At 68.4% G+C, this 21,259-nt stretch carries 16 protein-coding genes and 3 pseudogenes; 6 read left to right on the top strand and 13 right to left on the bottom strand.

The window, feature by feature from the left end; all coding sequences use genetic code 11:
• Positions 1–7: 7 nt before the first annotated feature.
• The 5 genes and pseudogenes from OHU89_RS48000 to OHU89_RS47980 all read right to left on the bottom strand — a co-directional run.
• A complete protein-coding gene (locus OHU89_RS48000; protein WP_405652615.1) occupies positions 8–1,579 on the bottom strand; it encodes a carbamoyltransferase C-terminal domain-containing protein in 1,572 nt (523 codons plus the stop codon).
• Complete coding sequence (locus tag OHU89_RS47995; RefSeq protein WP_405652614.1) at positions 1,576–2,748, bottom strand: aminotransferase class I/II-fold pyridoxal phosphate-dependent enzyme; 1,173 nt, start codon at positions 2,746–2,748, stop codon at positions 1,576–1,578. The genes OHU89_RS48000 and OHU89_RS47995 overlap by 4 nt, the downstream gene beginning before the upstream one ends.
• Positions 2,739–3,566 (bottom strand): hypothetical protein, encoded by an 828-nt coding sequence (locus tag OHU89_RS47990; protein ID WP_405652612.1) that lies wholly within the window; start codon positions 3,564–3,566, stop codon positions 2,739–2,741. The genes OHU89_RS47995 and OHU89_RS47990 overlap by 10 nt, the downstream gene beginning before the upstream one ends.
• 5 nt (positions 3,567–3,571) lie before the next feature.
• Positions 3,572–4,471, bottom strand: a complete 900-nt coding sequence (locus tag OHU89_RS47985; protein WP_405652610.1) for a 2OG-Fe dioxygenase family protein — start codon at positions 4,469–4,471, stop codon at positions 3,572–3,574.
• Between the two features lie 558 nt (positions 4,472–5,029).
• A pseudogene (locus OHU89_RS47980) lies at positions 5,030–5,164 on the bottom strand (transposase); the annotation flags it as partial.
• An 83-nt stretch (positions 5,165–5,247) separates the two neighbouring features.
• On the opposite strand from OHU89_RS47980, the gene OHU89_RS47975 reads away from it, so the two are divergent.
• The gene (locus tag OHU89_RS47975; protein ID WP_405652608.1) at positions 5,248–6,825 is read left to right on the top strand and encodes an ISL3 family transposase; all 1,578 of its coding nucleotides are present in this window, start codon (positions 5,248–5,250) and stop codon (positions 6,823–6,825) included.
• A gap of 132 nt (positions 6,826–6,957) precedes the next feature.
• Entirely contained in the window at positions 6,958–7,389 is a 432-nt protein-coding gene (locus tag OHU89_RS47970) for a helix-turn-helix domain-containing protein (protein WP_405652606.1), read from the top strand.
• A gap of 10 nt (positions 7,390–7,399) precedes the next feature.
• Here OHU89_RS47970 and OHU89_RS47965 read toward each other — a convergent pair whose 3' ends face one another.
• The 4 genes from OHU89_RS47965 to OHU89_RS47950 all read right to left on the bottom strand — a co-directional run bounded on the left by OHU89_RS47965 (position 7,400) and on the right by OHU89_RS47950 (position 12,385).
• Entirely contained in the window at positions 7,400–8,254 is an 855-nt protein-coding gene (locus tag OHU89_RS47965) for a PaaX family transcriptional regulator C-terminal domain-containing protein (protein ID WP_405652604.1), read from the bottom strand.
• A gap of 52 nt (positions 8,255–8,306) precedes the next feature.
• A complete protein-coding gene (locus OHU89_RS47960) occupies positions 8,307–9,671 on the bottom strand; it encodes an alpha/beta hydrolase family protein (protein ID WP_405652602.1) in 1,365 nt (454 codons plus the stop codon).
• Positions 9,668–11,011 (bottom strand): MFS transporter, encoded by a 1,344-nt coding sequence (locus OHU89_RS47955; RefSeq protein ID WP_405652600.1) that lies wholly within the window; start codon positions 11,009–11,011, stop codon positions 9,668–9,670. The genes OHU89_RS47960 and OHU89_RS47955 overlap by 4 nt, the downstream gene beginning before the upstream one ends.
• A gap of 585 nt (positions 11,012–11,596) precedes the next feature.
• Positions 11,597–12,385, bottom strand: a complete 789-nt coding sequence (locus OHU89_RS47950) for an IclR family transcriptional regulator (RefSeq protein ID WP_405652598.1) — start codon at positions 12,383–12,385, stop codon at positions 11,597–11,599.
• Positions 12,386–12,504: 119 nt separating this feature from the next.
• Here OHU89_RS47950 and OHU89_RS47945 point away from each other — a divergent pair, with 119 nt between their 5' ends.
• The 3 genes from OHU89_RS47945 to OHU89_RS47935 all read left to right on the top strand — a co-directional run bounded on the left by OHU89_RS47945 (position 12,505) and on the right by OHU89_RS47935 (position 16,365).
• Positions 12,505–13,464 carry a 5-dehydro-4-deoxyglucarate dehydratase gene (locus OHU89_RS47945; protein WP_405652596.1) on the top strand — a complete coding sequence of 320 codons (960 nt, stop codon included), beginning with the start codon at positions 12,505–12,507 and terminating at the stop codon, positions 13,462–13,464.
• Positions 13,465–13,625: 161 nt separating this feature from the next.
• Complete coding sequence (locus tag OHU89_RS47940; RefSeq protein ID WP_405652594.1) at positions 13,626–14,963, top strand: gluconate:H+ symporter; 1,338 nt, start codon at positions 13,626–13,628, stop codon at positions 14,961–14,963.
• A gap of 73 nt (positions 14,964–15,036) precedes the next feature.
• The gene (locus OHU89_RS47935) at positions 15,037–16,365 is read left to right on the top strand and encodes an enolase C-terminal domain-like protein (RefSeq protein ID WP_405654992.1); all 1,329 of its coding nucleotides are present in this window, start codon (positions 15,037–15,039) and stop codon (positions 16,363–16,365) included.
• Between the two features lie 368 nt (positions 16,366–16,733).
• Here OHU89_RS47935 and OHU89_RS47930 read toward each other — a convergent pair whose 3' ends face one another.
• From OHU89_RS47930 to OHU89_RS47920, 3 genes and pseudogenes are all read right to left on the bottom strand, one after another.
• Positions 16,734–17,087, bottom strand: coding sequence for a cupin domain-containing protein (locus tag OHU89_RS47930; RefSeq protein WP_405652592.1), 354 nt, complete (start codon positions 17,085–17,087; stop codon positions 16,734–16,736).
• Positions 17,088–17,192: 105 nt separating this feature from the next.
• Positions 17,193–18,068, bottom strand: a pseudogene (locus OHU89_RS47925) (lyase family protein); the annotation flags it as partial.
• Positions 18,069–18,164: 96 nt separating this feature from the next.
• A pseudogene (locus tag OHU89_RS47920) lies at positions 18,165–18,320 on the bottom strand (RNA-guided endonuclease TnpB family protein); the annotation flags it as partial.
• A gap of 209 nt (positions 18,321–18,529) precedes the next feature.
• Between OHU89_RS47920 and OHU89_RS47915 the strand changes: the two are divergent.
• Positions 18,530–19,474: a superoxide dismutase gene (locus OHU89_RS47915; protein ID WP_405652590.1), complete on the top strand. Its 945-nt coding sequence runs from the start codon at positions 18,530–18,532 to the stop codon at positions 19,472–19,474.
• Here the strand turns inward: OHU89_RS47915 and OHU89_RS47910 are convergent.
• Entirely contained in the window at positions 19,413–21,023 is a 1,611-nt protein-coding gene (locus tag OHU89_RS47910; RefSeq protein ID WP_405652588.1) for an aldehyde dehydrogenase family protein, read from the bottom strand. The two genes, OHU89_RS47915 and OHU89_RS47910, sit on opposite strands and share 62 nt — an antisense overlap.
• Positions 21,024–21,259 lie beyond the last annotated feature (236 nt).

The following is a 21,259-nucleotide window of genomic DNA, read 5'->3' as shown; positions in this document are numbered from 1 at the left end:
CCTTTTCTCAGTTCGATCGAGTCCGGTAGTAACGGCCCTCGTGCACATATCCGTCGAGCTCTCGGGCGAGTGCGTACTCGCGTACATCCGACAGGCGATTGATGAACCCCTTGCCGTTGAAGTTCAGCGACGTGTTGCACAGCACGCCGACGCCCGACGCCCGGTCCACAGCCGTGAGCAGGGCGTGGATGCGCGGGTTCTCCTCGGCCGTGACGGTCTGCACCCGTGCGCTCGCGTCGACGTGGGTCACGCCGGGGATCAACTCCGGCTCCCGGACCCGCTGGAAGAAGAGCATGAACGGGCTCGGCCCCGACCACTCGAAGTACCGCGACACGTCCTCGAGCCGGCACATCGGCGCCACGGGCCGGTACCCCTCGCGCCCCTTGATCCAGTTCAGGCGTTCCTGGATGCCGGGCGTCTGCGGGGAAGCGAGCAGCGACCGGTTGCCCAGCGCCCGCGGACCGATCTCGGCCTTGCCCTGGACCCAGGCGAGGACCGCGCCGTCGGCGAGTGCGCGGGCGATGACGGCGGGATCGTCGGAGACGAACTCGAATTCGGCGCTCTCCTCCGGGCAGTCGACCACGAAGTCCTGCCCGCTGTAGACGTTCCAGGAAATCTTGGATTCCCCGGAGAGATGACGCTGGGCATCGATCGCCGTGCCGATCGCGGATCCGGAGTCGTTCGGCACGGGGGGCACGAAGACATCCCGGAAGAGGCCACTGTCACGCCACTTCGCGTTCCAATCGCAGTTCAGGCCGCAGCCGCCGGAGACGAGCAGCGGATATCCCTCGACGAAAACCTCCCGGGCGGAGTCGAGGAAGGAGTGGAAGATCCGCTCGGAGTGCCGCCAGGCCAGGTCCTTGAACTCCTGGCTCTCCACACCCACGTTGTAGAAGGGGCTGCCCAGGAAGTCGGACTTCGCCGCCTCCTTGAGGATCTTCCCCCTCGCGAGCACCGAGTCGATCAGCTTCCGCTGGTCGGGGGTGTCCTCGAGGGCGTCGGAGAACGCGGTGAGCGCCATCATCTTGCCGGCGTTCGAGTAGCGGAATCCGCCGTTCTCGTCGGTGGTCGTCGGATCGGCGAGGGCGAACACGTACTGGTACTTGTTGCCGGGGTCGAGCATGACGGACCGGAGCAGTTCGACCTCGCCGCCGGGCCGATACAGATAGAGGCTGCCGATGTTCCCCTCCCAGACCAGGCCATAGGCCGGCTGGTCCGGCGCGAACGGCGACATGCCGAAGGCCGACATGAGATGTGACCGCTCGTGCGTCGAGGTGAAGGTGGTGACCTCCCGGCCGAAGATCCGTGACTTCCCGGTCCGTGTCTTCTCCTCGGACCAGCCGAAGTAGCCGGCGCCGAGCTGCCGGTCCATGGAATGGAACCCCTTGGCCCAGCCGCTGATGCAGATGACGTCGGGAATGCCGTCGGTGTTCGCCATGGCCTCGGCGACCGCGGTCGGGGTGACTTCCCCGTACCGCGGAAACGAGTCTTTCTCGCTCTCGTACGAGAAACGGAGCTCGCCGTCCTCGACAAGCGCCACGGCACCGTCGTGCCCCGGCTTGAAGGAGAGAATCCTCACCGTGTTCCCTTCGACGTGCGCAGTTGCGGAATCTCGAGAAGCCGATCGACCATCGCGGTGACGACGGATTCGGCGGCGGCGAAGTTGAGCCGGACCCAGCCGGGCACGCCGAACTCGCCGCCGTCGGCGGCAACGATCCCGACGTCGCGCAGTAGGGCCGTGGCGCCCGCGTCCTGCGGCAGCCAGGACCGCAGGTCCAACCAGGCGAAGAAGCCTCCCCGGGGCCGCGGGGCGTGCGGGGACAGCACCGACATCGCGGCTTCCAAGTGCCGCGCGTTCCGCTCCAGTTGAGCGGTGACCCGGGCCGGCCAGTGCGCCCCGCCCCGGTGGGCAGCGGTCGCGGCGACCAGAGCGAGGGCCGAGGTGGCGGGCGAGCACCGGCGGTCACGCGCATCCCAGGCCGACGCCAGTTCGTCGGTACCGAAGACCAGATGGGCACAGGGCAGACCGGAGAGCCCCCATGCCTTGGTCACCGAGTGGGCGACGATCGAGTGGGCAGCCGCCTCGGCGCTCACGGCGGCGTACGGAGTGTGCCGGCCACCACCGAGCACCAGGGGTGCCTGGATCTCGTCGGCGAACACCAGGCCCCCGGACGCCTCCACGGCCTCCGAGATCTCGGCCAGTTCCCGGGCAGGGGACACGGCGCCGGTCGGATTGTCCGGGTTGCACAGGACGACGAGTGCCGGCTCCCCGCCCATCGCCCGCTCCAGCGTGTCCGCCCGGTTGACCCACGCACCGTCCTCGATCTCCGCCGCGACGCGCAGCACCCGGCGGCCGAGCCGGCGGGGGATCTCCGCGAGCGGTCCGTAGCCGGGGCTCGGCACCACCACGGGCCACTCCTCCGGCACGCAGTACCGCAGCACTGACCAGTACCCGGGCAGCACCCCCGGCGTCACCCGCGTGGCCTCCGGCGCCGGCCGCCAGCCGTACTGTGCGGCGGCCCACGCGGCGAACACATCACAGCACTCCGCGACGGCCTCCGGCTCCGGATACCCGAACCAGCTCCGCGCCACGGCGTCGTGGAGGGCCGACCGCACCTCCGGCGCGGTGCCGAAGTCCGTCTCCCCGACACCGGCGGCGACCGCGGCGGCCGGCGCTTCACTCCACTTGAGCAGGGCCCGTATCTCGTCGAGGCCGGAAGCCGGAGCCCGGTGGCCGACTACACCCATCGGATGATGCTTTCGCCGAGTCTGCCGAAGAAGTAGTTGACGGCCACCCGCGGCTCGTCGGCCTGATGCAGCGTCACCGCGTGCGGAATAGCCCCGTTGATCAGGACCAGATCACCCGTCCGCGGCTGGACGTCGATGTAGTCGTACGCGTCGAGGAAGCTCCCCGGGTACGGATAGCCGGAGCGGGCGATGCCGAGTTCGTGGCGTACCGCCGTGTTCGACATGACGTTCCATAGCCGGAGCTTTCCGCCCTCGGCCGGGCTCGACGTGTAGAGGTTGACCGCGATCACCCCGTCGTCGGGGATCCGCTGCGGCTCGAAACCCTTCTGTTCCGGATCGCGCAGCTGACCGATGTCGTCGTGTGCGTCGAGCAGATACTCGGTGCTCGGCAGCCATGCCGACATCCGTGCGGTCGCCACGGGCGACCCGTGCCAGACGGCCGGCCGGTTCCGTGCGGAGGGGCCGGACAGCAGGGCGGCGCCGATCTCGTCGTTCAGGTGCTCGAGCGGATCGCCGACCGCCTTGAGCAGCTCCGACAACACCGCGCTCGTACGATCGATCTGGGCTCGGTAGTCCTCGAAGGTACGGCGGTAGTGGTAGGCGCCGAGATACTTCCCCCACACCCCGTCCTGCCGCTCCTCGACCTCCGGGCACTGCAGGAAAGAGCTAGTCAGATGTTTGGCGTCGGCGGCCGAGAGGAACCGGGGAATCCTGATCGCCGGCACCGCGCCCGAGCACAGGTCGCGCAGGGCCGTTCCGATGTCTTCGACGGCGTGGTCGACGCAGCGGAACCGGCCGGGGTCGCAGTAGTGATCCACGCGCATCACCGATCACGCACGACCGCGACATCCACCCGGCACGGGTGGCGTTCATGGGGCTGACGTGAGTCGTGGTCGTACGACACATGCCCCTCGGCCGCGGGCTTGCGGCTGAAGAACGTCAGCACGTCACGCGTCGCCCGAGCCGTCGGGTCCTCGGCCCGGAGCGGCGACACGGAGTGCTTCTTCTCGTGGTCTACCACGAGAAGAATATCGAGCAGATCCCAGTGCTGAGCCGTCGCGATGCGGTACTGGGGATCGATCTCGTCCCAGCGCACCCCGTTGACCTGCGCCATCTCGTGGACGTCGGTGACCGCCGAGTCCCGGCACATGTTCACACGGCTGAGGAAGGTCGTCATCGACAGATCGACGCCGTCGCTATGCACCCCTTCCAGCGCTGGCTCGCCGATCAGGTCCGGGGTGGTGATGGTGCGGGCGTTGAAGACCGTCGTGATCCACTGGTCGGACGAGTAGTCGAGCAGCGGCCGATGCCGGGGGGCCAGCGTCGCGAGTATGTACGCGTTGATCGTGAGGAGACCCTGGAACGCGGCGTTCATGCACAGCCGGGGGGCGAGTTCATCGAAGACCCGCAGCTCCCCCGAGTCGAACCGGTCGAAGTCCTCCTCGGCCGTGAGCACGAACGGCTGGGCCTCGGTCCGGTACGCCTCGTGCGTGCCGAAGTCGGTGCAGAACCGCCCGTTGCTCGCGGCCCGGAACGGCAGGGTCGGGTCGGAGCGAAGCAGATCGCTGAGCACACCCATCTCATCCATCGCCGACTGCGGAACCCCGAGAGCGGTCAAGATCTCCCGAGTCTCGGCCGCTGGCACGAACGTCCAGCGCTGCCGGTCGATGGTGGCACGATGCTCATTTAAAAGAGGATGGAGTACGCGTTCGACACCCAGCACGAGATCCCTTCCTTACGAGATTCGGTCGACAGGGTCCTGCACCTGCTTTTACTGATCCGCCGTGGTCACACACGGTGATGGCTTCCACCAGAGACCCCGCAGGGCAGTTGGATGAGGCGCACGGTTCGAGCTCGCGCCCGGGGTGAGGCGGGCGCATGCTGATCGAAGGCTCATGGGTGGATTCCTCCCCGTTGTCGCTGGTGCGTAAGGCCGCGACAGCCATGGGATCGATCGGCATGGCCCTGGGACTCACTGTTGGCGCAATGTGATGATCTCACCTTGAATGTCACTCCCCGTATACGCCTGTCGCCAACGGCGACAACAGCTTTCCAAGCTGAGTCGCATGGCGTTAGTCCGAACGCAATGTCGCTGCCGTGATCCTCACGTCGACGGGCAACGGGCGGAACCTCGAAAGGTCCAGGGTCCGAAGCTGGGTTCCCTGTGGTAAAAGCGCGATCCGTTCTGCCCAGGTGGCGGTGATCGGGATGTTCGGGCAGGGCCTCAACTTCTCGAAGCTGCCTGCCAGAGGACACAGTGACGACAGCTACCGGATGGCACCAGCATCCCCAACGGGTGTTTCGCGCCCTCGCCGCCGTCGCCGGCCCACAGCCCGAGGATGTCGCGATGCCCTTCGGCAGTGACCGCCAGGGCCACGCAGATCGGCCTGTTCGCTACTTGGCCATCGCGAATCTTGGTTCTGTCGACGATCTTGTGATCCGGACGGCTGAGCGGCTCGTTCCGACTGTTCGCGATCATGCATCGCGTGCTCTCGTGATGTGCTCCTGGAGCTGTTTCCGTACCTGTCCGCGTTGCTGATCGAGGAGGTTGAGCGGCGACCGGACCAGGTAGTGCTGAGAACGCGGGTGCGGGCGACGACTGGCTCCTGTCGGTGCGGCCAGAGCTCGGCCCGGGTGCACGGCCGGTACGTACGCAGGCTGCGTGATGTCGCCGCGGGCGGGCTCGGTGTCGTGATCGAATTATGCGTGCGCCGCTTCCGCTGCGAGAACCCTGCCTGCACGGCGGTGACGTTCGCCGAACAGGTCTCGGGACTGACCACCCCGCACAGTCGGCATACCCCGCTGCTGCGCGGGGTGTTGACGCAGATCGGGCTGGCCCTGGCCGGCCGGGCAGGAGCCCGACTGGCGGCCGCGGTCGGCCTCACCATAGGTAAGGACACGCTTTTGCGGTTGGTCAGGTCCCTGCCCGAGCCGGAGATCGGCAAGGTGGAGATCCTCGGTGTCGACGACTTCGCCTTCCGCAAGGGCCGCCACTACGGCACGGTCCTGATCGACATGGCCACCCACCGGCCGCTGCACCTCTACGACGGCCGCGAAGGCGAGGACCTGGCCGCCTGGCTCCGCGATCACCCCGAGGTGCGGGTCATTTGCCGGGACCGTTCCAGCGGCTACTCGGAGGGCGCTCAAGCCGGGGCCCCGCAGGCCGAACAGGTCGCGGATCGCTATCACCTGTGGGCCAACCTCGGCCATGCGGTCGAGAAGACGGTCAACGCCTATCGCTCCCGCCTGGCCGAAACGCCTCCCGGATCGGCCTCCGGCCCCGACCACGTGGAGGCGGAGCCCGAGGTGGTCCAGCCGCCGAACGAACTGAAGATCGTGACCCGGCTGCGTGAGCAGCATGCTGCCGCCCACGAGCTTTGGCAGCAGGGGATGTCGAAGGCGGCGATCGGCCGGAAGCTCGGGCTGCACCAGGCCACCATCCGTAAACTGGTCAATGCCCGCTCCGCCGACGAGGTCGTGGCCAAGAACCTCCAACGAGCACATGTCGTCGACCCATACATCGGCTACCTGCACCGGCGCTGGAATGAGGGCGTCAGGAACGCCGCCCAGCTCTACCGCGAGATCAAGCAACTTGGCTATCCCGGCGGCGAGTTGGCTGTTCAGCGGCATCTGCGGCGCTACCGGACCGGGCGCGGACACGCACCCGACCCGGGACCGAAGCCCCCGTCGGTCCGCGAGGTCACCTCCTGGATCATGACCCACCCCGAGCACCTGCGGGATGAGGGCGCCGACAAGCTGCACCGGCTGCGTGAGCGCGATCCCGAACTTGACCGGCTCACGCTTCACGTCAGGAAGTTCGCCGTGATGATGACCGGACGCCACGGCGACCGCCTCGAAGACTGGATCACCGACGTCGAACGCGACAGTCTGGCTCCGCTCGCGGGCTTCGCCCGCAACCTCCGCCGCGACTTCGACGCGGTCCGCAACGGGCTCTCTTTGCCGCACAGTTCTGGCGCCGTCGAGGGCAACATCAACCGGCTGAAGATGCTGAAACGCCAGATGTTCGGCAGGGCCAGTCTCGATCTCCTTCGCAAACGCGTCCTCCTCACACGGTGAGCCTCGAGCGCCCGCATCACAAGATCGTCGACAGAACCCGAATCTTCACGTTGATGGCGTCAATGAAGACGACGGGGTAGACGCCTTTAATTCCATCGATGGTTGCGAACGCCCCGAAAGGAGATCGTTCGCATGCCTCGTGGAGGAGCCAACCGCAAGCCGACCGCCGCCAGGCGGCAGTACTTCGAGCTGGTGCGTCAGGGGTTGAAGGGGGCTGCGGCAGCCCGCCAAGTGGGCGTATCCACCAGCTGCGGATCCAAGTGGTTCATCGAAGCTGGAAGCATGATCATCCCCGATGGATCCATCTCGCCACGCTTCCTCACTCAAGACGACCGCATCGCCATCGCCGACGGACTGCGTGCCGGGAAGCCGCCCACCGCGATCGCCGCCGCGATCAGGAAGAGCACGTCCACCGTCTACCGGGAGATCGCCCGGGGAAAGAAGGACGACGGAAGCTACGACCCCTGGTGGGCGCAGAATCAAGCACTGCTGCGCAGGCAACGAGGTCGGCTGAACTCCCACCGCCACACCGGCAGGCCGACGGCATGGCCGCCGACACCGTGAACGTTCGTGATCACGGCACTAGCTGGCTGCGGAGATGTGTCGTCTCCAGAGTCGCTCGGGCTGCCTTCAGTGCCGGGTGGGTCTGTTGCGCGACGCGGTGGAAGGTTTCCTGGGCGGGGCGGGCCGACCAGGCCGGGGGAAGGTGGCGGGCCGGGAGTCTCGGGTCCGTGCGGATGGTCCGGAGCCAGTCGCTCACCAGGCGGAGGCGGGTGCCGATCGGGTCGTGGTCGGTGCCGTTTCCCAGGTGGGCGCTCCAGCGCTTGTCGAAGGTGACATAGCGGGCGGCGATGGACTCCAGGTCCCAGGTGTCGCAGATCATCTGCTCGATGTCGGTCACCTCGGCGGCCTGGGCGTGGAAGATCTTGACGTGGGCCGTGAGACCGAGGTCGGTGACCACCGAGGAGACGTCCACGTGACCGGGGGCAATCCACAGGCCGCTGTACAGCGCGCCGAATCCGGACCAGGTGAGCCGTGAGCGCAGGTCGTGGCGCTGGCGTTTCCAGGAGTCGGGCAGGGAGAAGCCGAGCAGGGTCCAGGAGCCGTCCCAGTCGTCGTTGACGGCGCCCTGCTTCCAGATGCGGGTGCGGCCGTCGATCAGGACGCGGCCGGCCTGCGGGGTCAGGCCGAAGAACATCTTGCGGCCCTCGCGCTGACGCTGGAGCAGGCCTCGGTTGACCATGCGGGTGAGGGTGGAGCGTACGGCCTGTTCGCCCACACCCACGCGGCCCAGGACGTCGATGATGCTGCCCGAGTAGACGCCCAGGTCCCCCTCCTCCAGGACGTGGTTGCCGAAGAAGGTGAGCATGAGCGACTGCGGGCGCGGCTGCGGCCCCTCCGCGGTGTCCAGGATGTCGTCGTCCTCCACGGGGGCAAGGGTACGACCGCCCGCCGACCGTGCGGCAGGCGGTCGTACGAGGTCACCGGCGGTCGGCGGGGTGGGCAAGGTCGTAGGGGCGGAGGTAGGGGGTGGGGCGGTAGGTGATGTAACGGGTGGGGGTGGTGGGGTCGGCCGCGGTGGCGCGGGAGTTGAGGGACGCCGGGTCGGTGCCCTGCCAGCTGCCGGTGGTCAGGCGGTCCTCCAGGGTGTGGAGGGCGGCCAGTTGTTCGGCGGGGCTGAAGGTGCAGTGGCCGGCGTTGTCGACGTAGGCCTGACGCAGGAGGGGACCGGAACCGGCCGCGGTGACCGCGCGGCGCAGGGCGCTTTCCGTCTGGACGGGGACCAGGGGGTCGCCGATGGTGTGGATGGAGAGCTGGGGCTTGGCCAGGCGGCCGGTGAAGCTGCTGGTGGTGCTCATCCAGGCGACGGCGTTCGGGTCCGCCTTGATGCGCGGGGCGCGGTTGAGGGCGGCGAGGTCCTTGTTCAGGGAGAGGCCGGCCTTCTTGTAGAGCTCGGTGACCTCCTTGCGGACGGAGGACTCGCCGAGGAGTCGGGCGTAGTCGATGCCGGTGTTCCAGGACATGTTGCCGCCCGCGCGGGTCTCGGCCTCCTGACGCCTGTTGAAGGCGGCGATCTTCAGCAGGCCCTTGACGGCGTCGTACTGGTTGGCCTGTTGGGCGTCCCAGTCGGTGGCGGCGGGGCGGGTCTGGGTGGGCGCGTTCCAGACCGGGATGTTGTGCAGGGCGGCGGCGAGGGCGATACGGGCCCGCCCCTCGGCCGTCGACTGGGCGGAGTCGACCTTGGCGGTGAGGGTGTTCGCCGCGTCGGTGGCCGCCTCCTGGCTGGGGAGGTTGACCAGCGGGACGTCGGAGCCCAGGAGCGTCTTGAGGGCGAACACCGGGTCGAGGGTGTTGTTCCAGTTGGCGACGCCGCCGTGGACCAGGCCGCACATGGAGAGCGAGCCGTCGATCTCGTCCGGGGCGCGCTCGGCTATCGCGGTGGTGACCAGGCCGCCGTACGACCGTCCCCACGCGATGGTGCGGGAGGCCTGGCCGAAGCGGGTGGTGAAGGTCTTCAGGGTGGCCAGCTGGTCGGGGACCGCGTCGGTGACCGCCCAGCCGGTGCTGGCGTACGAGGAGCCGATGAGGGCGTAACCCTGCTGGAGGAGAAGGGCCTTGGTGGGGGCGTCCGGGGCGTCCTGGGCGGGGTTGGCGGGGCCGGCGTTGTAACCGTGGCTGAAGAGGAGGACGGTGCCGTTCCAGGTGGTGGGGACGTCCATCATGTACGTGGCGCCGGAGGGGAGTTGGCCGTCCACGTGGGTGGGGCCCGCGTCGGCCGCCGCGGGTGCGGTGGTGAGGGTGAGCAGGAGGGCTGCCGTGCAGGCGATCCGGGTGCTGTGCCTCATGCGGTGATCTCCTCCGTGTGAGGGGTGGTGGGGAGTTCGGGGGTGGGTTCCTCGGCGAGTGAGGTACGGCTCGTCTCGCGGACGAACCACACCGTCAGCGCGGTGATCAGCGAGCCGCCGCACAGCAGGAGGGCGACGGGGGTGCCGTTGCCGCTGCTCGCGACCAGGCTTCCGGCGATCAACGGGGAGAAGCCGGCGCCCACGAGGGTCGCACCCTGGTAGCCGAGGGAGGCGCCGGTGTAGCGGACCCGGGTGCCGAACATCTCGCTGAACAGGGCGCCCAGCGGGCCGTACATCAGCGACTGGGAGATGCCGTGGCCGATGACGACGGCCAGGATCAGGGCTCCCGACGACCTGGAGTCGACCAGCGCGAGGACGGGGAAGGCGGTGGCCGCGGACAGGATCGCGCCGGTGAGGACGACCGGGCGGCGGCCGATCCGGTCGGAGAGCACGGACGCGCAGGGCAGGACCACCAGGGCGACCGCGGCCGAGACGGTGAGCGCGGTGAGCACCTGCGGGCGGGGATAGCCGATGCCGGTGGCGTACGCGATCAGATAACTGGTCAGCAGGGACTGGGCGGTGAAGGCGCCGATGCCGACACCGCAGGCCAGCAGCACGGGCTTCGGGCGGCGCAGGACGTCGAGGATGGGGAGCCTCGACTCGGCGCGGTCCTTCTTCACCTCGGCGAACAGTGGACTCTCGACCACCTTGAGGCGGACGAACAGGCCGACGCCGAGCAGCAGCACGCTCAGCAGGAACGGCACCCGCCAGCCCCACGCCGCGAACTGATCCTTGGGGAGGGTAGAGACCAGGGCGACCACGGAGGCTGAGATCAGGGAGCCGAGCGGGGCTCCCATCTGGGTGAAGCTCGACCACAGGCCGCGGCGGCGCTCGCCAGCATGCTCCACGACCATCAGGGTCGCGCCGCCCCACTCACCGCCGATGGCGATGCCCTGCACCACGCGCAGGGTGATCAGCAGGACCGGGGCCCAGACACCGGCGGTGTCGTACGTGGGCAGCACGCCGATGAGGAAGCTGGCACCGCCCATCAGGCCCATCGTGACCAGCAGCATGTTCTTGCGGCCGAGGCGGTCGCCGAAGTGGCCGAAGACGATGCCGCCGATCGGGCGGGCCACGTAGCCGGCGGCGAAGGTGCCGAACGCGGCGATCGTGCCCACTGCGGGGTCGGCGCCGGGGAAGAACAGTTCACCGAACACGAGTGCGGCGACGGTGCCGTAGACGAGGAAGTCGTAGAACTCCACGGCAGTGCCGAACATGCCGGAGAGGGCGACTCGGCGGAGTTGGAGGGTGCGTTCTGACGCGGTGGGGGCCGGGGGCATCGCGCTCTCCCTTGAGCGGAGGAAGGACTTCATGAAGTTATGCCGTATGGCGACTACCGTCAAGAAAGTGCACAACATTAGGAGCATGCGGGGAGAAGACGACACGCGTCACTGGAACTCGCTGATCCCCACAGGCAGTTGCGTGCGTGACCACAGAAATGCGAACCCGGATACGCGCCAGGGATCCGGACGCCTTCGCCGAGCTCTATGACGAGTGCGCTCGCGCGGTGTCCAACCACGCCTTTCCCGCTGTCCGCCGGGGCAGTGCGCCACGGCGACGCCCGCAGCCGTGGCCGAGGGCGTCATGTCGGCGACCTCCAAGGAGGCCTGACGGCGCCGGGCGTCGATCGAAACCGACGGCGTTCGCTGCGGCCCTGGCTGCTCGGCATCTCCCGCCCCCACGGGCGCGGCGGCCGGGGCGGATGTCGCGGAGGTCGCCGACCACGCGGAGGCCGCCGACCGGCTGCTCGACTTCCTGCTCATGGCCCGACCGGCCCCGTCGGCAGCGAAGGAACTGCTGGTGAGTGTCCGGTCGGTGGAACGCTGGCGGTTCAACGACGAAGAGCCGGACGTGCGCTCGCGGCCTCAGCGCCAGTCGGGTACGCCGGAGACGGGCGGCAGGCGGGTTTCGATCTTCGCTCGTATCTCCTGCATCACGGAGATGATGCGGGCCTCGTGTTCCCTGGTCAGCCGGGCCACCGGCACCGAGCAACTGATGGCGTCGATGGCCGGTGTGTCGTACCGCAGGGCGAAGCCGAAGCCGGCGATACCGGGCACCGTCTCCTCGCGGTCGATGGAGTAGCCGCACTCGCGCACCTGGGACAGGTCGGCGAGCAGCGCGGCACGGTCGGTGTGCGTGTTCTTCGTGAGGGCGGTCAACAGCCCGTCCGTGAAGGGCAGTTCGTCGTCGGCGCGCTCGGCGAGCAACGCCTTGCCCAGCGCGCCCGCATGGGCCGGGACGCGACGGCCGACCCGGCTGATGGTGCGCAGGTATTCGTGGGACTCGCGGGTGGCGAGGTAGACGACGTCCGTGCCGTCGAGTCGTGCCATGTGGATCGTCTCGCCGAGCGCGTCCGACGCCTCGTCGAGGTACGGGCGGACCAGGCGGATGCGCCGGTCGCCGTCGAGGTAGCTGGTGCCGGTGAGCAGCGCGCGGATGCCGATGCCGTAGAGGGAGCCGGTGGCATCGGTGCGGACCCAGCCGTATTCGACGAGGGTCTGGAGCAGTTGGTACATGCTGCTGCGCGGTACACCGAGCTCCTCGGCGAGCTGATCCAGGCGCGAGGGTTGCTCACCCCGCTCGGCGAGGAGTTCCAGCAGCACGACGGTCCGGGCCGCTGACTTCACCCCGCGAAGGCCTCTCGTCTCTGACATGCGCTCATCGTAATTCCGCGGCTATTCGTGTCTGCGCACCCATTGACCCATCGGGTTCATGGTTCTAGCCTCCATCTGCATACATAGACAGCATCTGCATACAGGGACAGGCGACAGGCATGACAACAAACAGCATCGAGGCCGCAGGGGTCGTCCAGCGGCTCCGTGAGGGAATGGCGAGCGGAGTACTGTCCTTCCCCCTCACGAGCTTCCGGGACGACGGCGCCCTCGACCTGGACGCCTACCGGGCATACCTGGCCGACCGGTTGGACAGCGCACCCGGCGCGGTGTTCCCGGCCTGCGGGACCGGGGAGTTCTTCTCGCTGGACGAGGACGAGTACCGGGCTGTCGTGCGGACCACGGTCGAGATCACCGACGGCCGGTTGCCGGTGGTCGCCGGCATCGGCTACGGCTGGGCACAGGCGCTGCGCTTCGCCCGTATCGCGGAGGAAGCCGGTGCGGACGCCGCCCTGGTACTGCCCCACTACCTGGTCGGCGCTCCACAGGACGGTCTGGTGGAGCAGCTGCGCCACATCGCCGACGGCACCCGGCTGCCACTCATCGCGTACCAGCGCGGTCAGGTCGCCTTCACCGCCGACAGTCTGCGCCGGATCGCACAAATCCCCACCGTCATCGGTCTGAAGGACGGACACTGCGACCTCGACCGGCTCCAGCGCCTCACACTGGCCGCGCCCGACGGCTTCCTCTTCTTCAACGGCGCCTCTACCGCCGAGATCCAGGCCCGCGCCTACGCCACCGTCGGCGTGCCCGCCTACTCGTCGGCCGTCCACGCCTTCGCACCCGAGATCGCGAACGCCTTCTTCGCCGCTCTGCGGGACGGGGACGACGTGGGCGTGACCAAACTCCTGCGCGAGTTCTACGTCCCGCTGGTCGAACTGCGCGACCGGGTGCCGGGTTACGCCGTCTCCCTGGTCAAGGCCGCCGCCCGGCTGCGCGGCCTCCCGGTCGGCCCGGTGCGCGCCCCGCTCACCGACCCTGGCCCGGTCGACCTTGCCGATCTGGAGAAGGTGCTGGACCACGGTCTGAGCCTGGTCGGCGCCGTACGACGACCCGCTTGACGAACCCGGTCACCTCTCGTGCCCGGCCGCCCCCGGCTCTGCCACGCGCCAGTGCCCTCTGCCTTCCGAGACCTGCGGCCGTTCTCGCCGTACGCCGGTCGGGCCGTCCAGAGCCGACGGAGCGTCCAACTGCCCAGCCAACAGTTCAAAGGGGAACTGTCATGCCCATACTCGTAGTCGGGATCAGTGTTCTGATTCTGCTGCTCCTCATGACCAAGCTGAAAGTCAACGGCTTCGCGGCCCTCCTGCTCGTGGCGGTCGGCGTCGCACTGGTCCGGGGAATCCCGGTGGCGACCATCCCGGACGTCCTCTCCGAAGGCATCGGGGACCAGATCGGCGACACCATGCTCACCATCGGACTCGGTGCCATGGTCGGCCGCATCATGGGGGACTCGGGCGCCGCTCAGCGTATAGCCGGCAAGCTCCTGGACGCTTTCGGCCCCCGTGGGGTACAGGTGGCCATGGTGGTCACGTCCATGCTGATCGGCGTGACCATGTTCTACGAGGTCGCGTTCATCATCGTGGTGCCCATAGCCTTCACCCTGGTCAGGGTCACCGGAACGAAGCTGCTGTGGGTCGGCCTGCCGATGTCCATCGCCCTGTCCACCATGCACAGCTTCCTGCCGCCGCACCCCGGCCCCACCGCGGTCGCCGCGACCTTCCACGCCTCCGTCGGACTCACGTTGTTCTACGGCCTGTTCATAGCCGTTCCCGCCGGTGCGCTCATCGCCCTGACCTGGCCTCGTCTTCCCTTCATCAAGGCGATGAACCCTTCCATCCCCAAGGGACTGGTCAGCGAGCGCGAGTTCACCGACGAGGAGATGCCCGGGCTGGGTTGGTCGCTGTTCGTGGCGCTCTTCCCCGTGGTGCTGATCGTGGCCGCCGCCGTGACCGACATGGCCACCTCCACCGAGAGCCCGCTCCTGCACACCGTCGCCTTCATCGGCTCGGCCCCGATCGCGTTGCTGCTGACCCTTTGCCTGGCGGCGTGGGCGTTCGGCCCGCGGATCGGCCGCAGCCTGGACGACGTCGGCGCCTCCTGCACCTCAGCGGCCAAGGCGATGGCAATGATCCTTCTGGTGATCGGCGCCGGCGGGGCCTTCAAGAACGTCCTCGTCGAAGGCGGCATCTCCGACTACATCAAGGACGCCACGGACAGCTGGTCCATCTCACCGATCGTCCTTGCCTGGCTCGTCGCCGTCATTCTCCGCATCGCGCTCGGCTCGGCGACGGTCGCCGTCGTCACGGCCTCCGGCGTGGTGCTGCCGCTCCTGGCGGGCAGCGGGGTCCACCCGGAGATCATGGTGCTCGCCGTCGCCTGCGGTTCCATCGCGTGCTCCCACGTCAACGACCCTGGATTCTGGCTGTTCAAGGAGTACTTCAACCTCTCCGTCGTCGAGGCGATCAAGGTCCGCACCACCTACACGACGGTGCTCGCCGTTCTCGGCCTGGGCGGCGTCCTGGCGGCCGAGTGGGCCCTCGACATCCTCAACCTCTGAACCGGAACCCCCTGAACCGCAAACCTCTGATCACCCGCACCGTCTCACCCGCAGAAGGACACACCCGATGAGTATCGGACAGCCGACCGTCACGGCGTTCTCCGTCTACCCGGTCGCAGGCCGGGACAGCATGGAGCTGAACCTCTCCGGCGCCCACGGCCCCTACTTCACCCGCAACATCGTCGTCCTCACCGACTCCGAGGGACGCACCGGACTGGGCGAAGTACCCGGTGGGGAGAAGATCACGCAGACGCTGCGCGACGCCCAACCGCTGGTCGTCGGGGCGAAGGTGGGCGACTACAAGCGCGTCCTGCACGAAATCGGCGACCGGTTCGCCGACCGCGACACCGGCGGACGGGGCGCCCAGACCTTCGACCTGCGCACCACCGTCCACACGGTCACCGCCATCGAGTCCGCCCTGCTCGACCTGCTCGGGCAGCACCTCGACGTGCCCGTCGCGGCGCTCCTGGGCGACGGGCAACAGCGGGATTCCGTACGGGTGCTGGGCTACCTCTTCTACGTGGGTAACCCAGACCGGACCGACCTGGAGTACGTCCGGGAACCCGACTCCCCCGTTGAGTGGTACCGGGTCCGGCACGAGGAGGCCCTGACACCCGAGGCGATCGTCCGTCAGGCCGAGGCGGCCTACGGCCACTACGGATTCCGGGACTTCAAGCTCAAGGGGGGCGTCCTCAACGGCGCCGAGGAGGTCGCGGCCGTACGAGCCCTCAAGGACCGATTCCCCGAGGCCCGCATCACCCTCGACCCGAACGGCGCGTGGTCACTGAGCGAGGCGATCGAACTGTGCCGGCCGCTGGTCGGCACGCTCGCCTACGCCGAGGACCCCTGCGGAGCCGAGGACGGCTACTCCGGACGGGAGATCCTCGCCGAGTTCCGCCGCGCCACCGGCCTTCCCACCGCGACCAACATGATCGCCACCGACTGGCGTCAGATGACCCACGCCCTGGCCCTCCAGTCGGTCTCCATCCCGCTGGCCGACCCACACTTCTGGACCATGCAGGGCTCTGTCCGGGTGGCACAGCTGTGCAACGCGATGGGACTGACCTGGGGCTGCCACTCCAACAACCACTTCGACATCTCCCTGGCCATGGTGACCCACTGCGGCGCCGCAGCCCCCGGCGAGTACAACGCCCTGGACACCCACTGGATATGGCAGGAAGGGCTGGAACGCCTCACCACCGCCCCACCGCTCATCACCGATGGCGAGATCGCGGTCCCCGACGCGCCGGGGCTGGGCGTCCACCTCGACATGGACCGGCTCCTCGCAGCCCACGACCTCTACCAGGAAAAGAAGTTGGGGGCCCGCGACGATGCCGCCACGATGCAATACCTCATTCCTGACTGGAAGTTCGACAGTAGGCGCCCCTGCCTGGTTCGGTAGGCCGCTGTTCATGGACCGCCTTCGTTCGGTCCTGGTGAGCGCACTCCCGTCCCACCAGCAGCAGTACGACAATGCACCAGGACCAGACACGCTCGTCACTCCGATCGATGGCGTCCCGTGGGGGACATGACCCTCCGATCGGCGCCGCAGGCCGGGGCAGTCCCCCACCGTCGACGCCCCCTGGACCGCACTGAAGGGCAAGCGACGACGCAAAGCTGGCAAGCTGCACGGCATCGAAACTTCTCTGACCTCACCGCCGACTGCCGTGCAGGGTCGCGGGTTGGTGCGGTGGCGGCGTACGCGCGCTCCGTTTCCAGCCCCGCTGCATCGAACCGGGCGGGCTACGGCCGAGTCCCGCGGCATCAGCATCACGTCACGATGACGTAGACCTTGCGCACGGTTTCAATGGTCTTCCAGACACCGACGAAGCCCGGCTTCATGACAAAGCTGTCGCCAGCCTTGTAGACCACCGGTTCGCCGCCTTCCGGCGTGAGTTCGACGATGCCGGAGAGGATGTGGCAGAACTCGAAGGTCTCGCCCTTGATCGAGCGCGTCTCGCCGGGCGTCGCTTCCCAGACGCCCGTACGAATCGTCTCCCCGCGGGCGATGTCCTGGGCCCAGGTCTTGAAGGCGGGGTTGCCGGAGATCAGGCGTTCCGGGAGCGGGGCGGACTCGTGCGGAGCGGAGGAGGGACTGGTGTCGATGGTCTTCAGAAGGGACATGCCATTTCCTTTCTTGGCTCAAGAGGTTGGTAACCGCGGCACCGGTCACGGCTCACCGCCCCGACGAAGCCGCCTGTTGCGCGCCGGGCCGGTACGCAGGGCATGTCAGGTCAGGGCCCGGCTCCGGCCGGCCACGACCTCGGGGCGCAGCAGGTCGGCGAGGGTATCGGCTGGCAACAGGCCCTTCTCCAGGACGAGTTCGGCGACTCCGCGGCCGGTGGCGAGGGCCTCTTTGGCGATGTCGGTGGCCGCGGTGTAGCCGATGTGCGGGTTGAGGGCGGTGACCAGGCCGATGGAGTTCTCCACCGACTTGCGCAGCGTCTCGGTGTTGGCGGTGATGCCGTCCACGCAGCGTTCGGCGAGGGTGACGCAGGCGGCGCGCAGGTGGGTGATCGACTCCGACAGGGAGTGCAGGATGATCGGCTCGAACGCGTTGAGCTGGAGCTGTCCGGCCTCGGCGGCCATGGTGATGGTGACGTCGTTGCCGATCACCTCGAAGGCGACCTGGTTGACAACCTCGGGGATCACCGGGTTCACCTTGCCCGGCATGATGCTCGAACCCGCCTGCACCGGCGGCAGGTTGATCTCGCCGAGGCCCGCGCGCGGCCCGGACGACAGCAGGCGCAGGTCGTTGCAGCTCTTGGACAGCTTGACCGCGACCCGCTTGAGCACGCCGGACATCTGGACGAGCGCCCCGCAGTCCTGGGTGGCTTCGACCAGGTTGGCGGCCGTGACCAGCGGCAGTCCGGTGATCTCGGCGAGGTGGCTGCGGGCCGACTCGGCGTATCCGGCGTGGGCGTTGAGTCCGGTGCCGATCGCCGTGGCGCCCAGGTTGATCTCATGGATCAACTGGACGGCCTCGTCAAGACGGTTGCGGTCCTCGTCGATCATGACGGCGTATGCGGAGAACTCCTGGCCGAGCGTCATGGGCACCGCGTCCTGCAACTGTGTACGGCCCATCTTGAGGACCTCGCGGAGTTCACCCGGCCGATCCGGCCGGGCGCTCGGAGCCGACCCTGCCTGTCGAGGGGTTAGACGAGGGAATTGACTTCCTCCTCCTCGTGAACGAGGGGATTCCTACGGCTCGCACCGTGGGGCTTTCTGCTTCGTCGCCGACTGCCCGTCCGGAGAACTCCGTTGAGGTCATACACCGCCTCCACAGACAGACGCCGCCAGCCCGGCGGCCAGAAGGTTCTTCGCCGCGTTCACATCCCGGTCATGAGCCATCCCGCAGAGGCTGCGCCCCGCCAGGGTGCGCTCCTGCTGTCGAGTGGCGCGCCTTTGCGGTCCGAGCTCCCACCGGCCCGGCAGCTTTCCGTCCGATGGACTGAGGAGAGTCAGGACATTCGTCGCTGTGCACAGGTACTTGAACTCTCAAGAATTAGTCCAGGAGCCCAGCCGGACCGGCACGGCCCGTCTTGTTTTCCGTGGAAGGACGATCGATGACAGGTTCTCTCGCACGCAGGCAGCTTCTCGGCGCAGGCATCGCCCTGGGAGCGACGGCCCTGGTCGGTGGTGCGGCACAGGCCGCCCCGGGCACCGCCAGATCCTGGCCCGGGGAGTTCTCGCTGCCCAACGGCTGGGGGCCGGAGGGAGTCGCGATCGGCTCCGCACCGTACGCCTACTTCGGATCGATCGCCACCGGCGGCGTGTACCGGGTGAACCTCACAAATGGCAAGGGCAAGGTGATCCACCGCGGTCTGGGACGCATGACGGTCGGGCTGAAGGTCGACTCCTGGGGGCGGCTGTTCCTGGCGGGCGGCAGCAGTGGTGAACTGCGGGTCGTCGACGCCCACGGTGGTGCGCTGCTCGCCAACCACGTGGTCGCTGGAGAGAACAGTTTCGTCAACGACGTCCTGCTCACCCGCGATGCCGCCTGGTTCACCGAGTCGTTCAGCGCACAGCTCTTCAAGCTGCCGCTGGGCAGGAAGGGCCGCGTCGGCGCCCCGGAGAGCCTCACGCTGAGCGGTGACTGGGTGCAGTCCGGTTTCACGTCCAACGGCATCTCGCTCACCCCCGACGGCAGCGCCCTGCTCGTCACCAACGCGGCCGCGGACGGCGGCTCACTGATGCGCGTCAACCCCCGCACCGGCGTGGCCCGCAAGGTCGACCTGGGTGACACGACACTGCCCAGCGGCGACGGGCTGGTGCTCATCGGCCGTACTCTCTACGTGGTCCAGCCCAACCTCAACCAGGTGGACGTGATCCGGCTCAACCGGTCGGGTACGCGGGGTACCTCGGTGGGGGTGATCAGGGAAGACCGCTTCGACCTGCCTACTACGGCCGCCGCCTACCAGGGTCGGCTGTACCTCCCCAACTCCCGCTTCACCACCCCGGACCGGGATGAGAAGACCCCTTACAACGCGGTGTCCGTGCCGTTGGTGTGACGTACGGCCGGAGCACGGCTGGACCCCGTCCGCTCGAAGCGGGCGGGGTCAAGCTGTGTTCGCAGTTTCTATCCGTGCCTCGTGATGGTGTGCGCTTCGGTGAAGGAGAGCAGGCCCTCGGGGCCCATCTCGCGTCCGATACCGCTCTGCCGGAAGCCGCGAACGGAGCCCGGTCGTCGCATGCGACGGCGTTGGCGTGGTTGATCCAGGTGGTGCCCGTACGCAGTCGTTCCGCGAGGGCGGCCGCGCGGGCGGCATCGGCGCTCCAGACCGAGGAGCACAGTCCCGACCAGTCGTTGTTGACCTGGTGCAGTACGGAGTCGACGTCGTCGAAGGGCAGGATCGGCAGGGCGGGGCCGAACTGTTCCTCGGTGACGATCCGCAGGCCGGTGTCCGGGTCGAGGACAAGGGTGGGGCGCAGGTAGTGGCCCTTGGAGGTGGCCGCGCCGGGGGCCAGGGTGCCCAGTTCGCGCACCTCGGCTCCGGCTCCGGCGGCCTGGGCGAGCATGGCCGCCACCTTGTCACGCTGGGCGGCGCTGTTGAGGGGGCCCATGGTCGTGGCGGGATCGTCTCCGGGCCCCACACGCTGGGTGTCGAGGGCGGAGGAGAGCGCGTCGACGAGTTCGTCGTAGCGGGAGCGGTGCACGTACACCCGTTTGACGGCCATGCAGACCTGGCCGCTCGTCAGGAAGGCACCCTGGACGAGCCGTCCGATGTGCTCCTGGTCCAGTACGGCGTCGTCGAGGACGATCGCGGGGTCGTTGCCGCCGAGTTCGAGCGTCACCGAGGCAAGGTTCTGTGCGGCGGCGGCCATGATGTGCTTGCCGGCGGCCGTGCTGCCGGTGAAAACGATCTTCCGTACGCGAGGGTCGGTGAGCAGCGGGGCGACCGCTTCGTTGCTGCCCGTCACGACGTTCAGCACCCCGGCCGGGAGCCCTGCGGCGAACAGCTCCAGCGTGCGCACCATGGCCAGCGGCACGGTGGGCGGGGGCTTGACCACGGCCGTGTTCCCGGCGAGCAGCGCGTACGGCAGGCTCGCTCCGAGGATCGCGATCGGCCAGTTGAACGGCACGATGACGGTGACCACGCCCATGGGGAGGCGGTGGATGTACGAGGTCAGCGGCGGGCCGTCGAGACGCCGTACCCGGTCAAGGGAGTCGACCAAGTCGATCGCCGCCCGCGTGCGCGCGACGAAGACGCCCATCTCTATCTGGCTCTCGAAGGAGATCTTGCCGTTCTCGCGGGTCATCAAGGCCGCCCGCTCGGCCTCACTGCCGTCGAGCAGGGTGAGCGCCTCACTCATGATCTCCGCTCGCCGACGGGCGGGTATCACGGCCCAGGCGGGGAACGCGGCATCCGCGGCCGCGACTGCCGCGCGGGCCCGCTCGGGGGTCGCCGCGGCTGCGTGGCCGACGACCAGGTCGGGGGCGGCGGGGTTGCGGACGGCCGTCCATTCCTCGGTCTCGACGGTCTTGCCGTCGATGAGCAGTCCGGTCCGGACGGGCGCCGCCCCGGTCTCCTGCCGTGCTGTAGGGATTCTTTCGGACATGCGACTCTCCAGGAAAGATCAAGAAGCGCGGGAAAGAAGGTCTTGCGACGTCTGGCGGACAGTCATCCGCATGGCGGACATGGTGAGGTCAGGGTCGCCGGCGGCTTGTCGAGGAGCATCTACCGCTGCTGTTGCAGACCGCGGGAGACATCAGCGCGGATTTCGCCCGCGTCGCCGCCGTCCCGCAGACCTGAGCAGCCACTGCCCCTGGCACGGACCTGAGGGCCGCAAGAGGG

This window comes from Streptomyces sp. NBC_00019, from assembly GCF_045041015.1.
Classification (GTDB): Bacteria; Actinomycetota; Actinomycetes; order Streptomycetales; family Streptomycetaceae; genus Streptomyces.
The sequence above is the reverse complement of the archived record's forward strand: the minus strand, read 5'-3'. Positions and strand labels throughout refer to the sequence as shown.